Genomic DNA, 18,457 nt, shown 5'->3' with positions numbered 1-18,457 from the left:
CTGCATCCAGCTATTGATTGACCTGCACGTGCGTCCGGCACGCGCCATCGGGCCAGTGTAGCGATTTGCAGGCAGGCAATCTTCGTAAAATTGATGTCGTCATTCTTCGGCCGGACCGGCGCTTTCGCGCCACGGGCAAACCTTGGGTTGCCCAACGTCAGGCAATCTTGAATAATCTCCAACTGAGAATTATTTGCAGATACTCATGACTCCCATCTCTGTTGGCCATCCTCGCATCCTGTCCATTGAAGACGATCTCGTGCTCGGCGCTTATGTGCACGAGCATCTGGGCCGGTGCGGTTTTCAGGTGACCTGGTGCCAGAACGGCCGGGAAGGCCTGGACATTGCCCGCCAACAACCCTTCGACGTGGTGCTGATGGACATTTTGCTGCCAGGGTTGAACGGGTTGAACGTGCTGACGCAACTGCGCCAGAGCCATTCGACCCCGGTGGTGCTGATGTCGGCGCTGGGCGCCGAGGCGGATCGCATCAGCGGTTTTCGCCTGGGGGCCGATGATTACCTGCCAAAGCCTTTCAGCATGGCCGAGTTGCGTGTGCGCATCGAAGCGATCCTGCGCCGGGTGGCGCTCGACCGTCGGCCGGAGCGGGCAGCGGCGACGTCCTCGGTCGACAGCCTGCGTTTCGATGACGAACTCTGTGACGTTTCCTATGGCGAACTCGCCGCCGGCCTGACCCGCAGCGAGTATCGATTGCTGGACACCTTGAATCGCAATGGCGATGAAGTGCTGAGCAAAGCCTTCCTTTATCAGCACGTGCTGCAACGCGGTTTTGCCGCCCATGACCGCAGCCTCGACATGCACATCAGTCAGATCCGCCGCAAACTCAAGGGCATCGGCTACACCGAGCGGGAAGTGCGTACGGTCTGGGGCAAGGGTTACGTGTTGAGTGCCGGCGATGAAATGCTCTGACTTGCCGGGCCGACACTCGCTGTTCTGGAAACTGGCATGTCTGTTGGTGGCGTTCTGTCTGCTGATGATCTGGCTGAGCTGGTCCTGGGGGCGCTACATGGAGCAGCGAAACCAGTTTTTGTCGGATCAGGCCCGAGTCACGCTGACGGGGTATGCCGCCGAGGCCGAGCAGGCGTGGCGTTCGGAGCAGAGCGCGGGCGTCGATGCCTGGCTGCATGGTATGAAACAGCGTGAAACAGGCTGGGTTGGCGTCATCAGCGGTGATTTGCAGTCCCTAAGCAGCCAGCCGCTCACTGACCAGGAAATCGAGCGACTGACTTTCCTGCGCGGCCTGGATTGGCCCATTCACAAGAAACGCCTGCCGTGGCTGCGCGTGCCGTTTCCCGGCGATTCGACGGCTGGCAGCCTGGTCATCGAACTGCCCCAGCGCTTCATGCCCGGCCAATACAGGCTGTTCTGGCGCGTGATCACCAACGGCATCATCCCGGGATTGTTCACGCTGTTGCTGTGCGTCGGCCTGTATCGGCTGCTGGTCGTGCCGTTGAATCAATTGCGCGAGCAGGCCAATGCCTGGCGCGCCGACCAGTTGAATGTGCGTCTGTCGAGCAGCACCACCAAACGTTCGGATGAACTCGGAGAGCTGGGTCGGGCCTTCGACCACATGGCCGAGCGATTGCAAAGCACTGTGGCCCTGCAGCAGCAATTGCTGCGCGACTTGTCCCACGAACTGCGCACGCCGCTGAGCCGTCTGCGGGTCGCCAGCGAAAGCGAGCAGGGGCTGGCGCAATTGCGCGAGCGCATCGGGCGGGAAGTCGATGGCATGCAGCGGCTGGTAGAAGACACTCTGCAACTGGCCTGGCTCGACACCGAGCGCGCACCGTTGCCCGACGAAGCGATCCAGGTCCAGGCGCTGTGGGAAATGCTCACGGAAAACGCTTGTTATGAAAGTGCCTGGCCGGCGAGCCAGTTGCAGTGCGCGGTGGATTCGTCCTGTTGGGTTCGGGGCAATCTCAACACCTTGGCGCAGGCGCTGGAGAACATTCTGCGCAATGCCATTCGTCATTCGCCGAGTGGCGGTATCGTTCGTTTCAGCGGGCAACGTGACGGCGACTTCTGGCATTTGTGGCTGGAAGATGAGGGCGGCGGGGTGGCTGAGGCGGATCTGGAGCGGATCTTCTGTCCGTTCATTCGACTCGACGGCTCGCGGCCGGGGGATGGCGGGTTCGGCTTGGGGTTGAGCATTGCGAGGAATGCGGTGAAGCGGCAGGGCGGGAGTCTTTGGGCACAGAACACTGGGCGTGGGCTGCGGCTAAATATTCGGTTAGTGGCTGAGAGTGATGGCGTCAGTGACGACGCCATCGCGAGCAGGCTCGCTCCCACAGTGGATCTTTGCCGACCACAAATCGTCTGATCAACCCCGCACCCTGTGGGAGCGTAACGCTGAAACAGCCCCTTATTCCCATAAGCCATAAGCACCGCACTTTGCGTGATATGGCCTGCTCGCGTTTGCCGGTATGATAGGCGCCCCCGCAGTCTGGATTGCGAATACGCCATGACCTTGCAGTACCCAACCATCGCCGATTGCGTCGGCAACACCCCGCTGGTCCGTTTGCAGCGCCTGCCTGGCGCCACCAGCAATACCCTTTTGCTCAAGCTCGAAGGGAATAACCCGGCGGGTTCGGTCAAGGACCGGCCGGCGCTGTCGATGATTACCCGCGCTGAATTGCGTGGGCAGATCCACGCCGGCGATACGCTGATCGAAGCGACTTCGGGTAACACCGGTATCGCGCTGGCCATGGCTGCCGCGATCAAGGGTTACAAGATGATCCTGATCATGCCGGACAACTCCAGCGCCGAACGTAAGGCCGCGATGACGGCCTATGGCGCCGAGCTGATCCTGGTCACCCAGGAAGAAGGCATGGAAGGCGCGCGCGACCTCGCTCAGCGAATGGAAGCCGAAGGCCGTGGCAAGGTGCTGGATCAGTTCGCCAACGGCGATAACCCCGAAGCGCACTACACCACCACCGGCCCGGAAATCTGGCGCCAGACCGAGGGCACCATCACTCATTTCGTCAGTTCGATGGGCACCACCGGCACCATCATGGGTGTCTCGCGCTACTTGAAAGAGCAGAACGACAACGTGCAGATCATCGGCCTGCAACCGATGGAAGGCTCGGCGATTCCGGGTATCCGTCGCTGGCCGCAGGAATACCTGCCGAAGATTTATCAAGCCGATCGTGTCGACCGCATTGTCGACATGGCGCAAAGCGAAGCTGAAGACGTGACCCGTCGTCTGGCCCGCGAAGAAGGCATCTTCTGCGGCGTGTCCTCGGGCGGTGCGGTGGCAGCGATGCTGCGCCTGTCCCGGGAAGTTGAAAACGCGGTGATCGTCGCGATCATTTGCGACCGTGGCGACCGTTACTTGTCGACCGGCATTTTCGACGCGCCCAACTGATGGCCAAGCAAGAGAGAGGCCTGCGCTTCCAACCCACCGGTGGCAGCAAGGCCCCGCAAATTCCGACCGGCAAAAAGCAGCGCTTGAGCATCGAGCGCCTGGCCAATGACGGTCGCGGTATCGCGTTTTTCGAAGGTCGCACCTGGTTCGTCCTCGGCGCGCTGGCGGGCGAAGACGTCGAGGCGCGCGTGTTGGGTGCCCACGGCAAAGTGGTCGAGGCGCGCACCGAACGGGTGTTCCAGGCCAGTGAGTTGCGTCGTCCGGCGCCGTGCCTGCATGCCGGCCGCTGTGGCGGTTGCAGCGTGCAACATCTGCCGCACACTGAACAACTTGCCCTGAAACAGCGCATGCTCGCCGAACAACTGTCCAAGGTCGCCGGTGTCGAACCCCAAGAGTGGGCAGCGCCGTTGAGCGGTCCGGAATTCGGTTACCGCCGTCGCGCTCGAGTGGCGGTGCGTTGGGACATGAAAGCGAAGAAGCTCGAAGTCGGTTTCCGCGCGGCGGGCAGTCAGGACATCGTGGCCATCAACGAATGCCCGGTGTTGGTCCAGCCCTTGCAGCCGATCATGACCCGCTTGCCGGAAATGCTTCGACGCTTGAGCAAACCTCAGGCGCTGGGGCATGTGGAATTGTTCAGCGGTTCGTCGTTGGCGGTGTTGCTGCGGCACATGGCGCCGCTGTCCGACGCCGACATGACGATCCTCAAGGATTTCTGCGCGTTCCATGAAGCCCAACTGTGGCTGCACGGAGACGGTGAACCGCAACCGGTCGAGACTGACCAGTCGTTGGGTTATCGACTTGAACAGTGGGACTTGAATCTGGCGTACCGACCGGGAGATTTCATCCAGGTCAACGCCGGGGTCAATGAAGCGATGATCGCCCAGGCGTTGGAGTGGCTGAAGCCGACAGCGGAGGAACGGGTTCTCGATCTATTCTGTGGGTTGGGTAACTTTGCATTGCCGCTGGCCAAGGTCGTTCGCGAAGTGGTGGCAGTGGAAGGTGTGCAGGCGATGGTCGAGCGAGCAGCCGCGAATGCAGCTAGCAACAATCTTCATAATGCGACTTTTTTTCAGGCCGATTTATCCCAGCCTTTGACCGATGCCGAATGGGCGCGCGAAGGCTTTTGTGCGGTACTCTTGGACCCACCGCGTGACGGTGCTTTCGAGGTCGTGCGCAAGCTGGCGTCCCTGGGCGCCAAACGGTTGGTGTACGTGTCGTGCAACCCGGCAACGCTGGCGCGCGATACGGTCGAATTGATCAAGCAGGGCTACCGGTTAAAACGTGCCGGGATTCTCGATATGTTTCCTCAGACGGCACATGTCGAGGCCATGGCGTTATTTGAAGCGAGCTAGGACGGCTCGTCTGGTCCGACTGGCCGCCCGTGCCGCTCTTGCAGTAGCCCCGTGAGGGCAATCGGGCAATGAAGGTCAGCGAATTGACGCATTGAATCTGCGTCGTAGGGAAGGTAAGCAAGATGGTACAGGTGAGAGCACACCAGCCGATCAACACTGACGGCAGTATCAATCTCGAGGCTTGGCTCGATCATGCGGTCAGTGTCGATCTGGCACTGGATCGCGAAGCCTTGAAGGAAGCGTGCGAGTTCGCTCGCGTGTCTGAACAACAGGCCAATGCGGCGAAGAATCTATGGTCCGAAGGGACCTCGAGTTTCCGCACCGGCCTTGAGATCGCCGAGATTCTCGCCGACCTCAAACTCGATCAGGATTCGTTGGTCGCAGCGGTCCTGTACCGCGGCGTGCGCGAAGGCCAGATCGAACTGCCGGCGGTCAGCCAGCGCTTCGGTCCGGTGGTCGCCAAACTCATCGACGGCGTGTTGCGCATGGCGGCGATCAGCGCCAGCCTGAGCCCCCGTCAATCGTTGGTGCTGGGCACCCAGGGCCAGGTCGAAAACCTGCGCAAAATGCTGGTGGCCATGGTCGACGACGTGCGCGTCGCGCTGATCAAACTGGCCGAGCGCACCTGCGCGATCCGTGCGGTGAAAACCGCCGACGACGAAAAGCGTAATCGCGTTGCCCGTGAAGTCTTCGACATCTATGCGCCGCTGGCTCACCGTCTCGGTATCGGTCATATCAAATGGGAACTGGAGGATTTGTCCTTCCGTTACCTTGAGCCCGATCAGTACAAGCAGATCGCCAAGTTGCTGCACGAGCGGCGTCTGGATCGCGAGCGTTTCATTGCCGATGTGATGAACCAGCTGAAAGTCGAGTTGCAGGCCACCGGCGTCGACGCCGACATCAGCGGCCGGGCCAAACACATCTATTCGATCTGGCGCAAAATGCAGCGCAAGGGGCTGGAGTTCAGCCAGATCTACGACGTGCGCGCCGTTCGTGTGCTGGTGCCGGAAATGCGCGACTGCTACACCGCGCTCGGCATCGTCCATACGTTGTGGCGGCACATTCCGAAGGAATTCGACGACTACATTGCCAACCCGAAAGAGAACGGCTACCGCTCGCTGCACACCGCGGTGATCGGCCCCGAGGGCAAGGTGCTGGAAGTGCAGATCCGCACCCACGCCATGCACGAAGAAGCCGAGCTGGGCGTTTGCGCGCACTGGCGCTACAAGGGCACCGACGTCAAATCCGGGTCCAACCACTACGAAGAGAAAATTTCCTGGCTGCGCCAGGTCCTCGAGTGGCATGAAGAGTTGGGTGACATCGGCGGTCTGGCTGAGCAGTTGCGGGTCGATATCGAGCCGGACCGGGTCTACATCTTCACCCCGGACGGTCATGCCATCGACCTGCCGAAGGGCGCGACCCCGCTGGACTTCGCCTACCGCGTGCACACCGAAATCGGTCACAACTGCCGTGGCGCGAAGATCAACGGGCGCATCGTACCGCTCAACTACAGCCTGCAAACCGGTGAACAGGTCGAGATCATCACCAGCAAGCACGGCACTCCGAGCCGCGACTGGCTGAACCCGAACCTGGGTTACATCACCACCTCGCGGGCACGGGCAAAGATCGTTCACTGGTTCAAGTTGCAGGCGCGTGATCAGAACGTCGCGGCCGGTAAAACCCTGCTCGAACGTGAGCTCAGTCGTCTCGGCTTGCCAGCGGTGGACTTCGACAAGCTGGCCGACAAGGCCAACATGAAGACCGCCGAAGACATGTACGCCGCGTTGGGCGCGGGCGATCTGCGCCTGGCGCAACTGGTGAACCTGGCGCAACAACTGGTCGAGCCGGAACGCGGCAATGAGCAGCTGGAACTGATCCCGCGCAAAGCCACCGGCTACAAACCGGGCAAGCGCGGCGACATTCAGATTCAGGGTGTCGGCAATCTGATGACGCAAATGGCCGGCTGCTGCCAGCCGTTGCCGGGTGATGCCATTGTCGGTTACATCACCCAGGGCCGTGGCGTGAGCATTCACCGTCAGGACTGTGCCTCGGTGCTGCAACTGGGCGGGCGCGAGCCGGAGCGGATCATTCAGGTCAGCTGGGGCCCGGTGCCGGTACTCACCTACCCGGTGGACATCATCATCCGCGCCTACGACCGTTCCGGTTTGCTGCGTGACGTGTCGCAGGTATTGCTCAACGAGCGGATCAACGTGCTGGCGGTCAACACCCGCTCGAACAAGGAGGACAACACCGCGCTGATGTCCCTGACCATCGAGATTCCGGGGCTGGATGCATTGGGGCGGTTGCTGGGACGGATTTCCCAGTTGCCGAACATCATCGAAACCCGGCGTAACCGTACACCGTGATGATGATCCCTGTAGGAGCGAGGCTTGCCCGCGAAGGCGTCATACCTGACACACCGCCTTCGCGGGCAAGCCTCGCTCCTACAAGGTTACGGTTGGGCCGACATACCGCATTGCAGATGTAGAGATTGATTGATGTATTCACTTGAAGACTTGCTGCACCTGATGAACCGTCTGCGCGACCCGCAGTTCGGTTGCCCGTGGGACATCAAGCAAACCTACGCCACCATCGTCCCGCACACCCTTGAGGAAGCCTACGAAGTCGCTGACGCCATCGAGCGCGGTGACTTCGATCACTTGCAGGGCGAGTTGGGCGATTTGCTGTTCCAGGTGGTTTATTACAGTCAGTTGGCCCGGGAAGAGGGGCGCTTCGAATTCGCCGGTGTGATCGACAGCATCACCCGCAAGCTGATCCGTCGCCATCCTCACGTATTTCCAACCGGTGATCTGTACGCGCCGCTGGATGTTCCGCGTCTGAGTGAAGAGCAGGTCAAGCAGCGCTGGGAAGAGATCAAGGCTGAGGAGCGCGCCGAAAAATCATCCGCGCCCGAACAGCTGTCCTTGCTCGACGATGTGCCTGCCGCGCTGCCTGCATTGTCCCGCTCGGCGAAGTTGCAGAAGCGCGCGGGGCAGGTCGGTTTCGACTGGCCGGACGCCTTGCCGGTGCTGGACAAGGTGCGCGAAGAACTCGATGAAGTGCTCGAAGCCATGGCCGACAATGACTCGGCAGCGATTGCCGATGAGGTGGGTGATTTGCTGTTTTCCGTGGTCAATCTGGCGCGTCATCTGAAAGTCGACCCGGAAACTGCACTGCGTGGCGCCAACAGCAAGTTTGAAAGACGCTTCCGTTTTATCGAACAGGCATTGCGCGACACCCACCGTCCCATGGAAGATTGCACCCTCGAAGAGTTGGACGCCTTGTGGGGCGAAGCCAAACGTCAGGAAAAGAATTTGCCCAGCTGCGGTTGAGCAGTGGCCTAAGTGAGAAATAAGCACCATGAGCATTTCCCTTCGCGACCAGTTGCTCAAAGCAGGGCTGGTCAACCAAAAGCAGGCCAAACAGGTCGGCAAAGAGAAGCAGAAGCAGCAACGCCTGGCCCATAAAGGCCAGATTGAACTCGATGACTCGCAGCAGCGTGCCGCCCAGGAAGCCATGGCCGAGAAGGTCAAGCGCGACCAGGAGCTGAACCGTCAGCAACAGGAGAAAGTCGAGGCCAAGGCTCGAGCGGCGCAGATCAAACAATTGATCGAAGTATCGCGCCTGCCGAAGCTGACGACCGAGGACTACTACAACTTCGTTGACGACAAGAAGGTCAAGCGTATCTCCGTCAACACGCTGATGCGCAACCAGTTGAGCAATGGCTTCCTGGCGATCGTGCACCATGCCGGCGGCTACGAAGTGATCCCGCGTGAGGCGGCCCTGAAGATTCAGGAGCGCGATCCTCGGCGCATCGTGCAGCTGAACGTCAAGACTGAAGAAGTCGCTGCCGAAGATGATCCATACGCGGCCTATCAGATCCCTGATGATCTGATGTGGTAAGCCTTTAACGGCTTCAACAACGACAAACCCCGCTCATGGCGGGGTTTGTCGTTTTCAATGCTGTCATTGCTTATGCAGATCGGAGCGCTCGTTGCTGCTCCTGTTTTTCCAGTTCAGCCTTGTAGCTGTGGGCGTCGGTTTCGGAATGAAACATCCCCACCAGCATGTCTTGTTGATGTACATCCCAGATACGGATACCGGCGGCTATGCCTTCATGGGATTTATGTGAATCGTCGCGTTCAGTTACTTTTACAGTCATCTGCTAGCTCCAATCTCTGTTATCTGCAGCAAGGCGTGTGCAGGACTCTGTTATATGTTTGGTTAGCCTGCTAAGTAAACGACTGAGTTCGGTAACGAATTTTTGCGAAACCGACAATAGTCCTGCAGCCCGCCAAACACGTGGCATTCGGTCGCAGGGCATTGAGTTTCATGACAAAAGCTTCATGTTCGCCGTGAATATCTCGCTGGTAGAACACGGTATCTGTAGGAGCCAGGCTTGCCGGCGAAGGCGTCCTTCAGTGCGCCTTCGCCGGCAAGCCTGGCTCCTACAAAAAGCATCGCAGTGCACATTTTTTCAGGCATAAAAAAACGCCCCGAACCAGTCGGGGCGTTTTTGTGTGCTGCGAGACGGCGGAGTATTACTTGCCGGTCCAGCGCTTCAGTACCAGGGTGGCGTTGGTGCCACCGAAGCCGAAGCTGTTGCTCATCACGGTGTTGATGGTGGCGTCTTCGCGAGTCTTGGTCAGGATCGGCATGTCTGCCACTTCCGGGTCCAATTCTTCGATGTTGGCGGAGCCCGCCATGAAGTTGCCTTCCATCATCAGCATGCAGTAGATCGCTTCGTGAACGCCGGCGGCGCCCAGGGAGTGACCCGACAGGCTCTTGGTGGAGCTGATGGCCGGGGCCTTGTCGCCGAACACTTCACGCACACCTTTCATTTCCGCGACGTCGCCGACCGGAGTCGAGGTGCCGTGGGTGTTCAGGTAGTCGATCGGAGTATCGACGGTGGACATGGCCATCTGCATGCAGCGGATGGCGCCTTCGCCGCTTGGGGCGACCATGTCGTAGCCGTCGGAGGTCGCGCCGTAGCCAACGATTTCCGCGTAGATCTTCGCGCCGCGGGCCAGAGCGTGTTCCAGCTCTTCGACCACGACCATGCCGCCACCGCCGGCGATGACGAAACCGTCACGCTTGGCGTCGTAGGCACGGGAAGCTTTTTCCGGGGTTTCGTTGTACTGGCTGGACAGTGCGCCCATGGCGTCGAACAGGAACGATTGGCTCCAATGCTCTTCTTCACCGCCGCCGGCGAACACGACGTCCTGCTTGCCCATCTGGATCTGTTCCATGGCGTTGCCGATGCAGTGAGCACTGGTGGCGCAGGCAGAAGCGATGGAGTAATTCAGGCCCTTGATCTTGAACGGTGTGGCCAGGCAAGCGGAAACGGTGCTGCTCATGGTCCGCGTGACGCGGTATGGGCCAACGCGCTTCACGCCTTTCTCGCGCAGGATGTCCAGCGCTTCCATCTGGTTCAGCGTGGAGGCGCCACCGGAACCGGCGATCAGGCCGGTACGCGGGTTGGAGACTTGCTCATCGGTCAGGCCGGAGTCTGCGATGGCGTCTTTCATGGCCAGGTAGGCGTACGCCGCCGCGTGGCCGACGAAGCGATAGATCTTGCGATCGATCAGCTCTTCGAGGGGAAGGTCAATGGAGCCGGAAACCTGGCTACGCAGACCCATTTCGGCATATTCCGGGTTGAACCGGATGCCAGGGCGGCTTGCACGCAGGTTAGCGGAGACGGTCTCTTTGTCATTGCCCAGGCACGATACGATGCCCAGACCAGTGATAACGACGCGGCGCATGCGGATAACCCTTAGAAGTTGTCAGTGGAGGTGAAAACGCCGACCCGAAGGCCTTCGGCGGTGTAGATCTCGCGGCCGTCGACACTGACCGAACCATCGGCGATGGCCAGGTTCAGCTTGCCCTTCAGCACGCGCTTGATCTGAATGTTATAGGTGACTTTCTTGGCGGTCGGCAGGACCTGGCCAAAGAATTTCACTTCGCCCGAACCCAGCGCACGGCCACGGCCCGGCAGACCTTGCCAGCCGAGGAAGAAACCGACCAGTTGCCACATGGCGTCGAGGCCCAGGCAGCCTGGCATCACCGGATCACCTTCGAAGTGGCAGGCGAAAAACCACAGGTCAGGAGTGATATCCAGCTCGGCGACCAATTCACCTTTGCCGTACTTGCCACCCTCGGCACTGATATGGGTGATGCGATCCACCATCAGCATGTTCGGGGCGGGCAGTTGTGCGTTACCCGGGCCGAACAGCTCACCGCGACTGCAGCGCAGCAGGTCTTCCCGAGTAAAGGCGTTTTGTTGGGTCATGCGAGCTCCTCAATAGTCCCATGCGGCAGGGTGGGGCAAATCTTCCCGGCCGACCGAGGCGTTCATGCCTCGAGTCAGCAGCCTACTCATAGACTATTGCGTTGTGGTGAAAGTCACAGCACCAAGGACATGAATGTACACTTGTGCACTGAAATTATTATTCAAGCCCCTTTTCGGGCCTGTTCGGGTGCCTAAGACTGCCGCACTTTCGCCTTTCACGCCAGTCGCAGATGGTCGAAAGGCCTGTACTACTGCACCCAGCGCTGCAAAATTTGCTGCAGATCAGTGCGTTTGAAGGGCTTGGCCAGGTAATCGTTCATTCCAGCTGATAAACACGCTTCACGGTCGCCCTGCAAGGCATTGGCGGTCAGGGCGATGATCGGCAAGTCTGCGCAGCCGGGGAGCAGGCGGATCTGGCGGGTTGCTTCGTAGCCGTCGATGATCGGCAGTCGGCAATCCATCAGAATCGCTTCAAATATCAGGCTTTTGGCGCTTTGCACCGCCTGCGCGCCATCGGTCGCGACGCTGACAGTAAAGCCCAGACTGCGCAACATTGCTTCGATCACCGTCTGGTTGACCGGGTTGTCCTCCACCAGCAGCACATTGCGTCCTTCACCATGGCCGTCGCCGCTCTGTGTCCGTGGTTTCAACTCCGGCAGTGACTGCTTATAAAGGGCCAACGGAATTTCCAGGGTAAACACCGAGCCCAGGCCTTCTTCGCTCTGGGCGCGCAAGGTGCCGCCCATCCGTTCGGCCAGGGTGCGGGCAATCGGCAATCCCAACCCGGTGCCGCCGTAACGCCTTGAAATAGAACTGTCGGCCTGCTGGAACGCGTTGAACATCAACTCCAGGCTTTCGGCCGAGATGCCAATGCCGCTGTCGCGCACGGTGCAGGTGAACCACAGCAGTTCGTGATCCAGTGACTGCCATTGCGGTTCGATACTGACGCGGCCTTGCTCGGTGAACTTCAGCGCATTGCCCACCAGGTTGACCAGAATCTGCCGGATCCGCGTCGGGTCGCCTTGAACCTGCAAGGCGCGCATGTCCTCGGGAATCGCCAGGGCCAGATCGAGCCCGCGTTGCGCCGCGCTGTGCTGGAACGACTGGGCGCAGCTGCTGATCAGGTCAGCGAGGTTGAACGGAATGTGTTCCAGCTCCAGTTCAGAACGCTCGATGCGCGAGAAGTCGAGAATGTCGTTGATGACTTTGAGCAGGTGTTCGGTCGACTCCGAAGCCAGCGCCGCATACTCGATCTGCTCCTCGGTCATGTCGGTGGTTTCCAGCAGTTGCAGCATGCCCAGCACGCCATTCATTGGGGTGCGCAGTTCGTGGCTCATCATCGCCAGGAAGTCGGATTTGGCGTTGTTGGCCTTTTCCGCTTCTTCGCGGGTCTGGATCAATTGCGCCATGGCCTGCTGCTGCTCACGGCTGGCCTGCTCAAGGCCTTGCGCGAGGTTATTGATGTGCTGCGACAACGCGCCCAACTCAGTGTCATCGACGATCGGCAGCGGCGTTTTGTAATCACCCTCCTGAATCGCCTTCACGGCGTGGCCGATGTCGCGGATCGGCTGCGACAGGCTGCCGGCCAGGCGTCGGGCCACCAGAAAGGTAAACAGCAGCGCGAACAAGGCGAGAATCCCGGCCTTGAACAGGATTTCCTGCTGACGCTGGCTGAAGGCGTCATTGGACAAGCCGACGATCACCCGGCCCAGATAGTCCTCGGGCGGGGCCGTGTTGGCGACGTTGCTGCCCTGGAAGAAATCATTGTTCAGCGCGATCCGTTGCAGCCGCACCGGCGCCTGGAACACTTCGACCTGATGCGAGCGGGCATGGGTTTCCGACGGTTGCTCGACGTACACCAGAATCCGGTTGGCGCTGTCCTGGACTTCGAGAAAGCGCACGTTGGGCGTGGCCAGCGTCGCCTTGAGCAAACTTTCGAGTACCTCGTTGTTGCCCGAGATCACCCCGTATTCCGTGGCGGGGGCCAATTGGTTGGCGATCAGCTGGCCGGTGTGGTTGAGCTCTTGGCGCAGGTCCTGGATCCGCACGAAGGTGAAGAAACTGATCAGCAGCAACGTCAGCAACAGGGCGGGGCCGAGGCTGATGATCTGCGTGCGGGTGTTGATGTCCCAACCGCGACGGAAGGTCATGGGCGGCTTTCTCCTTCGGCCAACTGTGCTGCGACAAACGCTTCAGTCACCTGTTCAATACCCAATGAACGAGCCACCTGCGGATTACTTAACACTTTGAAGTGTTTTGGATACAACGCACGGGGCCAGCCTGTCTGCGGCCGATCGAGCAATTCGTCGAGCACTTCCAGCCAATCGTTCTGATCGCTGTAGGTGCTGGCCAGGCTACCAGCCTTGACGAACGCGGCGTTCGGGCCGACCAGCGCCAGTTGTCGCGAATAGCTGCTCAACAGCAGGTTTTTTGCGGTTTTCGGGTTGTACAGATCGGCGTCGTCGAGTCCCAGCAGCACGTCGCAGTTCTTCAGCAAATTCTGTAAAGGGCGGCTGTCGTTGGTGTTGTCCCATCGCTCGGCGATCACTTCAAGGCCCAACGCTTGTGCCGACAGCCGCAATTCTCTGAGCAGGAATTCGCTGTGACTGTCGTACAGCACGCCGATGCGTCGGGCCTCGGGCAGGATGAGCCGGGTCAGTCGCAATTGCCGATCCAGCGGCGGATCGCTCCAGAGCAGGCTGAGGTGCGATGGAAAGTCAGCGCCGAAACGATGATGGGCTTGCAGGCGACTGATACGCAGCACCAGCGTTGGCGGACCTTGTGTCTCTTGCAGGCGCCAGTCGAGGCTCGGCAGATCGAGCAGGATCAAACGGGTATCGCCGGGCAGTGCGCCCGGCCTCGGCAAGCTGTCCAGTACTTGGAAGCGAACTCTGTCGGCCGGGCGCATGCCGCTCAGCGCCTGCACAAAGGATTGCACGCCCGGGCTGTCTTCGGCGCCGGTCAGCAGAATGTCGGCGGCCTGAATCGTCAGGCTGCCAAGCAGGCCGGCAAACACCAGGCACACCCCTGCCAGCAGGCGGCCAAGGGTTGGCGACTTCCGCGACAGGCGATGCAGCATTTAAAACGTCAGCTCCGCGCTGAAGTAGAGCACCCGACGCTCGTCATAGTTGTTGTCGACGAAGGTGGTGGGTTGATGGTCGAGGCGCTGCTGGAGCACGCCGGCCAGTTCCAGATTGGCCTTGCCCAGGCCGATGCGTTTGGCGATGCGCGTGTCGACGCGTTCGAAGCGGTAACCGTTGAGGGCGTCGTCCCCGTAATAGAAGAGGGCGCTGTTCCAGCCGTGGCCCCAGTTGCGCAGCCAACCGGCGGAACCGCTGTTGCGCGCCGTCAGTCGCTCATCCTGCGGATTGCTCGCCTCGGCGTCGACGTAGGCGTAAGTCAGGCGCAGCCGGTCGGCGCTGCTCAGGCGCCAGTCCAGCTGGGTTTCCGTGCCCTTGAAGCGCGAGCTGTTGGAATTGCTGGCGATGTACTGATTGTTGCGCAGGGGTTCGCTGATCATGCCGCTGATTTCGTCGTAGAACAGTTTCACATCGACCGTCAGCCCAAGCTCCGCGAAGTAGCCGTTGTAGCCCAGCTCGCGCGAGCGCATGCGTTCTTGTTCGAGGTCGCCGGGGCCGCGGGTCTTGACGAAATACCGGGCGCTGGTCTGGCCGTAGGCACTGGGCCGCAGGTTGGTCACCTGGTAACTCCAGTTGACGTTGTTCTCGAACATGTCCGGTGAGCGGATGGCTTCCGAGTACACCGCGCGCAAGCCGTGACGCGGGTTGATCAGGTAATTGACCGCTACCCGCGGGGTCAGCGAGCTGCCGGTCAATTGCGTGTCTTCGAACATGGCGCCGCCCTGCAGCAACCAGTGCTCGGTGGCGCGCCACTCGAGTTGGCCGAATGCGCGCCAGGTGGTGTCGTCGAGCGTGCCATTGAAGTAGGTCTCGGAATTTGCCCGGTCGTAACGATAGTTCATGCCGCTGACCAGTCGCAGACTGTCGGACAGGCTGAGGGTGTCTTGCAGTTCCAGGTCGTAGCGCGTTTCCCGGGCGCTCTGGTCGATGTCGCCACAGAGGGTTTGCCGGGCACCGTTGCGCCATTGCGCCAGCACTTGATTGCCCAGCGCTTGTTCCGCCGCCGTGCCGGCCGGCGCGCCGGGACCGGTGAAGCGCTCGATGTTGCGCGCCAGGCGTTCGGTGTAGTTCGGGTTGAGCTGCCAGAGCTCGGTCAGTTGCGGGCTGAACGAAACTTCCGCATCACAGGCGCGCCAGGTCTGCTGACGGTCCCAGTGCTGAGCCGAACCCTGGATATAAAGGCTGTGATCAGGATTGATGTCCAGGTTCCAGCGCAACGAACCGGCGTAGTCCTTGGCAACGACGTCGGAATTGTTCCCGGCTGCGGTAATCCCGGAGAACACCGGGCGGTAGGTATAAGGCCGCTGGTTGGTTCCGTCCTTGGCGTTCAACTGCCAGTCGATGCTCTGGTTTTCACTCAGGGTCTGGCTGACGGCAAGGTTGAAGCGGTTCAAGCGGCGACTGTCGCGATAATCAGCACCGTTGCTGTCGGTGTCGAAGCCGTCGTCCTGCTGGCCGGACAGTGACAGACGCAGGTCGCCGCCGTCCCAGCCCACACCCTGGCTGGCGTAAAAATCATCGATGCCGCGCTGGCCACGGGTGACTTTCATCCGCGTGCCGTGGCTGTCGGCCGGGTTGCGGGTGATGATGTTGACCACCGCCATCAACGCATTGGCGCCGTAGCTGACCGTGTTGGGGCCGCGGAAAACCTCGATGCGCTCGATGTCTTCCATGGCCACCGGGATATCACTCCAGTCCACCGTGGCCAGGCCAGCGCGGTACACCGAGCGGCCGTCGATCAGCACCTGCATGCGCCGCGCTTCCGTGGCGTTGGTGCCGTGGTAATTCACCGCCGCCTGATTACCGCTGATATTGCCGACCATCATGCCCGGCACCAGGCGCAGCAATTCGCTGATGTCCCGTGCACCGCTGGCATTGATCAGTTCGCTGTCGATCACCGTCATGCTTCCCGGGACTGCGGCCGGCGACTGCTTCAGGCGGGTGGCCGTGAGCACTTGCGGCAGCGATTCGTTGTCGAGGAACAAGTCGTCGGCCAGCAATGGCGAGCTGAAAAGCAATGCCAGAACCAGCGGAGAGGAGGGTGAAGGAGAGCCAAACGACACGAAACGTCCTTGATAACGATGAGATGGCGCGCATGTTAACCGAGCTGTTCGACTTTTCCATTCACGATGCCGGCATTTTCCTAGGATTTATTGGTCTTCTTCCTACAAGTGCCGGTAATTGATACGGGGGCTGGCCGCCACTGGGACGCTCCGTATAATGCCGACATCGCCACTGGTATGGATTAACGGATTGCATATGACTGAACAGCGCCCAATTGCGGTCCTGGGAGGCGGAAGTTTTGGTACCGCCGTGGCTAATCTGTTGGCCGAGAACGGGCATCAGGTCCGGCAGTGGATGCGTGACCCCGAGCAGGCTGAGTCCATGCGGGTCAATCGCGAAAACCCGCGTTACCTCAAAGGCATCAAGATTCTTCCCCTGGTAGAACCGGTGACTGATTTGCAAGCGACCCTGGACGCTTGCGACCTGTGCTTTGTTGCGCTGCCGTCCAGCGCGCTGCGTTCGGTACTGGTCCCGCACGCCGCACGGTTGAGCGGCAAATTGCTGGTCAGCCTGACCAAAGGCATCGAAGCCCACACGTTCAAGCTGATGAGCGAGATCCTCGAAGAAATCGCCCCGCAAGCGCGCATCGGCGTGTTGTCCGGGCCGAACCTGGCCCGTGAAATCGCCGAGCACGCACTGACCGCCACCGTGGTCGCCAGCGAAGACGAAGAACTCTGCCAGCGGGTCCAGGAGGCGTTGCATGGCCGGACCTTTCGCGTGTACGCCAGCGCCGACCGCTTCGGCGTGGAGTTGGGCGGGGCGCTGAAAAATGTGTACGCGATCATCGCCGGCATGGCGGTGGCGCTGGGCATGGGTGAAAACACCAAGAGCATGCTGATCACCCGGGCGTTGGCGGAAATGACCCGCTTCGCGGTGAATCAGGGCGCCAACCCGATGACCTTCCTTGGGTTGGCGGGCGTGGGCGACTTGATTGTCACGTGTTCGTCGCCGAAAAGCCGCAATTACCAGGTCGGGTTTGCCCTCGGCCAGGGGTTGAGCCTGGAAGAGGCGGTGACCCGCCTGGGCGAAGTCGCCGAAGGCGTGAACACGCTGAAGGTGCTCAAGGCCAAGGCTCAGGAAGTGGGCGTCTATATGCCGCTGGTCGCCGGGTTGCACGCGATTCTGTTCGAAGGGCGCACGCTCAATCAAGTGATTGAACTGTTGATGCGCGGCGAACCCAAAACCGATGTGGACTTCATTTCCACCAGCGGTTTCAACTGATCACGCTTTCGAGATAAAGCAGGGAGTTGCACATGAACGATCCGAAAACAGAGGCCACCTACGAGTCCATTCTGCTGCGGGTGTTATGGATGATCGTCTTCTTGCTGGTCTGGCAAGTGGCGCAGTTCATCCTGGGGGCGGTGGTGCTGGTGCAACTGATCTATCGTTTGATTTATGGCGCCCCGAGCGCCAGCCTGATGAACTTCGGCGACAGCCTGAGCCAGTTCCTGGCGCAGATCGGTCGTTTCGGCACCTTCCACAGCGACCAGAAACCCTGGCCGTTCGCCGACTGGCCGACGCCGCGTACACCGGAAGGCGAAGCGCCGCACGCCGTGCCGCCAGCGCCACATCCGGCCCGAGATGAGGAGCCGAAACTATGAAACTCTGGGTATTGCGTCATGGTGAAGCCGAGCCACACGGTTCCAAGCCACACGATTCGGAGCGCGCGCTGACGGAACATGGTCGTTCAGAGGTGCTGAGCATCGCTGCTGAACTGATCGGTCAGCCGATTACAGCCATCTATGCCAGCCCGTTTCTGCGAGCGCAGGAGACCGCGCAGCTGGTGCGCGAGGCGCTGGGTTTCGAACCGGAGATTCGCACTGTCGAGTGGCTGACCCCGGACACTGATCCAGACAAGGTGGCCGAGCAACTCGTGTCGGTGAGTGACGTCCTTCTGGTCAGTCACAACCCGTTGGTGGGGAACCTGTTGAGTTACTTGCAGCATGGTGCCGGCTATCCACCAGAGAGGGTCAGCACCGCTGGCCTGGCCGAGCTCGAGAGCGCTGAACTGCTGATAGGTTCGATGAAGCTCAACAGCATCAAACACCCGTAACCGCATTTGCTTTGGCTTTTTGCAGGCGCGAGGCTTGTCCGCGAAGCTGTTGCCGTCGTTGAAAGCCCTTCGCGTGCAAGCCTCGCGCCTACAGGGGGCGGCGGTGTTCCGGGATTTTGTGTGAAATAGTCAACCAAGCAACCGCTTGGTTGACTACGCTTGCTCCAGACCAAAAA

The 18,457-nt window shown here is 60.4% G+C and carries 16 protein-coding genes; 10 read left to right on the top strand and 6 right to left on the bottom strand.

All coding sequences use genetic code 11. The features are described from left to right. The first annotated feature begins 205 nt into the window (after window positions 1-205). The 7 genes from JIO00_RS21750 (at window position 206) to JIO00_RS21720 (ending at window position 8,638) form a co-directional block, all read left to right on the top strand. The gene (locus JIO00_RS21750) at window positions 206-928 is read left to right on the top strand and encodes a response regulator transcription factor (protein ID WP_200666820.1); all 723 of its coding nucleotides are present in this window, start codon (window positions 206-208) and stop codon (window positions 926-928) included. Next, a complete protein-coding gene (locus JIO00_RS21745; RefSeq protein WP_200666819.1) occupies window positions 915-2,339 on the top strand; it encodes a sensor histidine kinase in 1,425 nt (474 codons plus the stop codon). The genes JIO00_RS21750 and JIO00_RS21745 overlap by 14 nt, the downstream gene beginning before the upstream one ends. A 141-nt stretch (window positions 2,340-2,480) precedes the next feature. After that, window positions 2,481-3,383: a cysteine synthase CysM gene (gene cysM / locus JIO00_RS21740; protein ID WP_042932649.1), complete on the top strand. Its 903-nt coding sequence runs from the start codon at window positions 2,481-2,483 to the stop codon at window positions 3,381-3,383. After that, a complete protein-coding gene (gene rlmD, locus JIO00_RS21735) occupies window positions 3,383-4,735 on the top strand; it encodes a 23S rRNA (uracil(1939)-C(5))-methyltransferase RlmD (protein ID WP_200666817.1) in 1,353 nt (450 codons plus the stop codon). The genes cysM and rlmD overlap by 1 nt, the downstream gene beginning before the upstream one ends. A gap of 122 nt (window positions 4,736-4,857) precedes the next feature. Further along, complete coding sequence (gene relA, locus JIO00_RS21730; RefSeq protein ID WP_010457093.1) at window positions 4,858-7,101, top strand: GTP diphosphokinase; 2,244 nt, start codon at window positions 4,858-4,860, stop codon at window positions 7,099-7,101. 132 nt (window positions 7,102-7,233) lie between these two features. Then, entirely contained in the window at window positions 7,234-8,067 is an 834-nt protein-coding gene (gene mazG / locus JIO00_RS21725) for a nucleoside triphosphate pyrophosphohydrolase (protein ID WP_010457090.1), read from the top strand. Window positions 8,068-8,095: 28 nt separating this feature from the next. Beyond that, window positions 8,096-8,638 carry a DUF2058 domain-containing protein gene (locus JIO00_RS21720; protein WP_010457087.1) on the top strand — a complete coding sequence of 181 codons (543 nt, stop codon included), beginning with the start codon at window positions 8,096-8,098 and terminating at the stop codon, window positions 8,636-8,638. A 70-nt stretch (window positions 8,639-8,708) separates the two neighbouring features. Here the strand turns inward: JIO00_RS21720 and JIO00_RS21715 are convergent, their stop codons facing one another. The 6 genes from JIO00_RS21715 to JIO00_RS21690 all read right to left on the bottom strand — a co-directional run bounded on the left by JIO00_RS21715 (window position 8,709) and on the right by JIO00_RS21690 (window position 16,227). Continuing rightward, the gene (locus JIO00_RS21715; protein WP_010457086.1) at window positions 8,709-8,897 is read right to left on the bottom strand and encodes a hypothetical protein; all 189 of its coding nucleotides are present in this window, start codon (window positions 8,895-8,897) and stop codon (window positions 8,709-8,711) included. A gap of 379 nt (window positions 8,898-9,276) precedes the next feature. After that, on the bottom strand, window positions 9,277-10,497 hold the full coding sequence (fabB, locus tag JIO00_RS21710) for a beta-ketoacyl-ACP synthase I (protein ID WP_010457084.1): 1,221 nt from the start codon (window positions 10,495-10,497) through the stop codon (window positions 9,277-9,279). A gap of 11 nt (window positions 10,498-10,508) precedes the next feature. Next, window positions 10,509-11,024, bottom strand: coding sequence for a 3-hydroxyacyl-[acyl-carrier-protein] dehydratase FabA (fabA, locus tag JIO00_RS21705; protein WP_008148022.1), 516 nt, complete (start codon window positions 11,022-11,024; stop codon window positions 10,509-10,511). A 248-nt stretch (window positions 11,025-11,272) separates the two neighbouring features. Beyond that, window positions 11,273-13,174 (bottom strand): ATP-binding protein, encoded by a 1,902-nt coding sequence (locus JIO00_RS21700; protein ID WP_010457080.1) that lies wholly within the window; start codon window positions 13,172-13,174, stop codon window positions 11,273-11,275. Then, a complete protein-coding gene (locus JIO00_RS21695; protein ID WP_200666814.1) occupies window positions 13,171-14,103 on the bottom strand; it encodes an ABC transporter substrate-binding protein in 933 nt (310 codons plus the stop codon). The genes JIO00_RS21700 and JIO00_RS21695 overlap by 4 nt, the downstream gene beginning before the upstream one ends. Next, a complete protein-coding gene (locus tag JIO00_RS21690) occupies window positions 14,104-16,227 on the bottom strand; it encodes a TonB-dependent receptor plug domain-containing protein (protein WP_145309693.1) in 2,124 nt (707 codons plus the stop codon). It lies immediately after the preceding gene. Window positions 16,228-16,423: 196 nt separating this feature from the next. On the opposite strand from JIO00_RS21690, the gene JIO00_RS21685 reads away from it, so the two are divergent. Genes JIO00_RS21685 through sixA form a run of 3 tightly spaced genes read left to right on the top strand, consistent with a single transcriptional unit; the run spans window position 16,424 to window position 18,281 of the window. Continuing rightward, a complete protein-coding gene (locus JIO00_RS21685; RefSeq protein WP_010457075.1) occupies window positions 16,424-17,449 on the top strand; it encodes an NAD(P)H-dependent glycerol-3-phosphate dehydrogenase in 1,026 nt (341 codons plus the stop codon). Window positions 17,450-17,481: 32 nt separating this feature from the next. After that, entirely contained in the window at window positions 17,482-17,829 is a 348-nt protein-coding gene (locus JIO00_RS21680) for a DUF4389 domain-containing protein (protein WP_010457073.1), read from the top strand. Further along, window positions 17,826-18,281 carry a phosphohistidine phosphatase SixA gene (sixA, locus tag JIO00_RS21675; protein WP_010457071.1) on the top strand — a complete coding sequence of 152 codons (456 nt, stop codon included), beginning with the start codon at window positions 17,826-17,828 and terminating at the stop codon, window positions 18,279-18,281. Before JIO00_RS21680 ends, sixA begins: the two co-directional genes overlap by 4 nt. Window positions 18,282-18,457 lie beyond the last annotated feature (176 nt).

The sequence above is a fragment of the Pseudomonas sp. SW-3 genome (genome assembly GCF_016615645.1).
Classification (GTDB): domain Bacteria; phylum Pseudomonadota; class Gammaproteobacteria; order Pseudomonadales; family Pseudomonadaceae; genus Aquipseudomonas; species Aquipseudomonas mandelii.
This window is presented reverse-complemented; position numbering and strand designations above follow the sequence as displayed.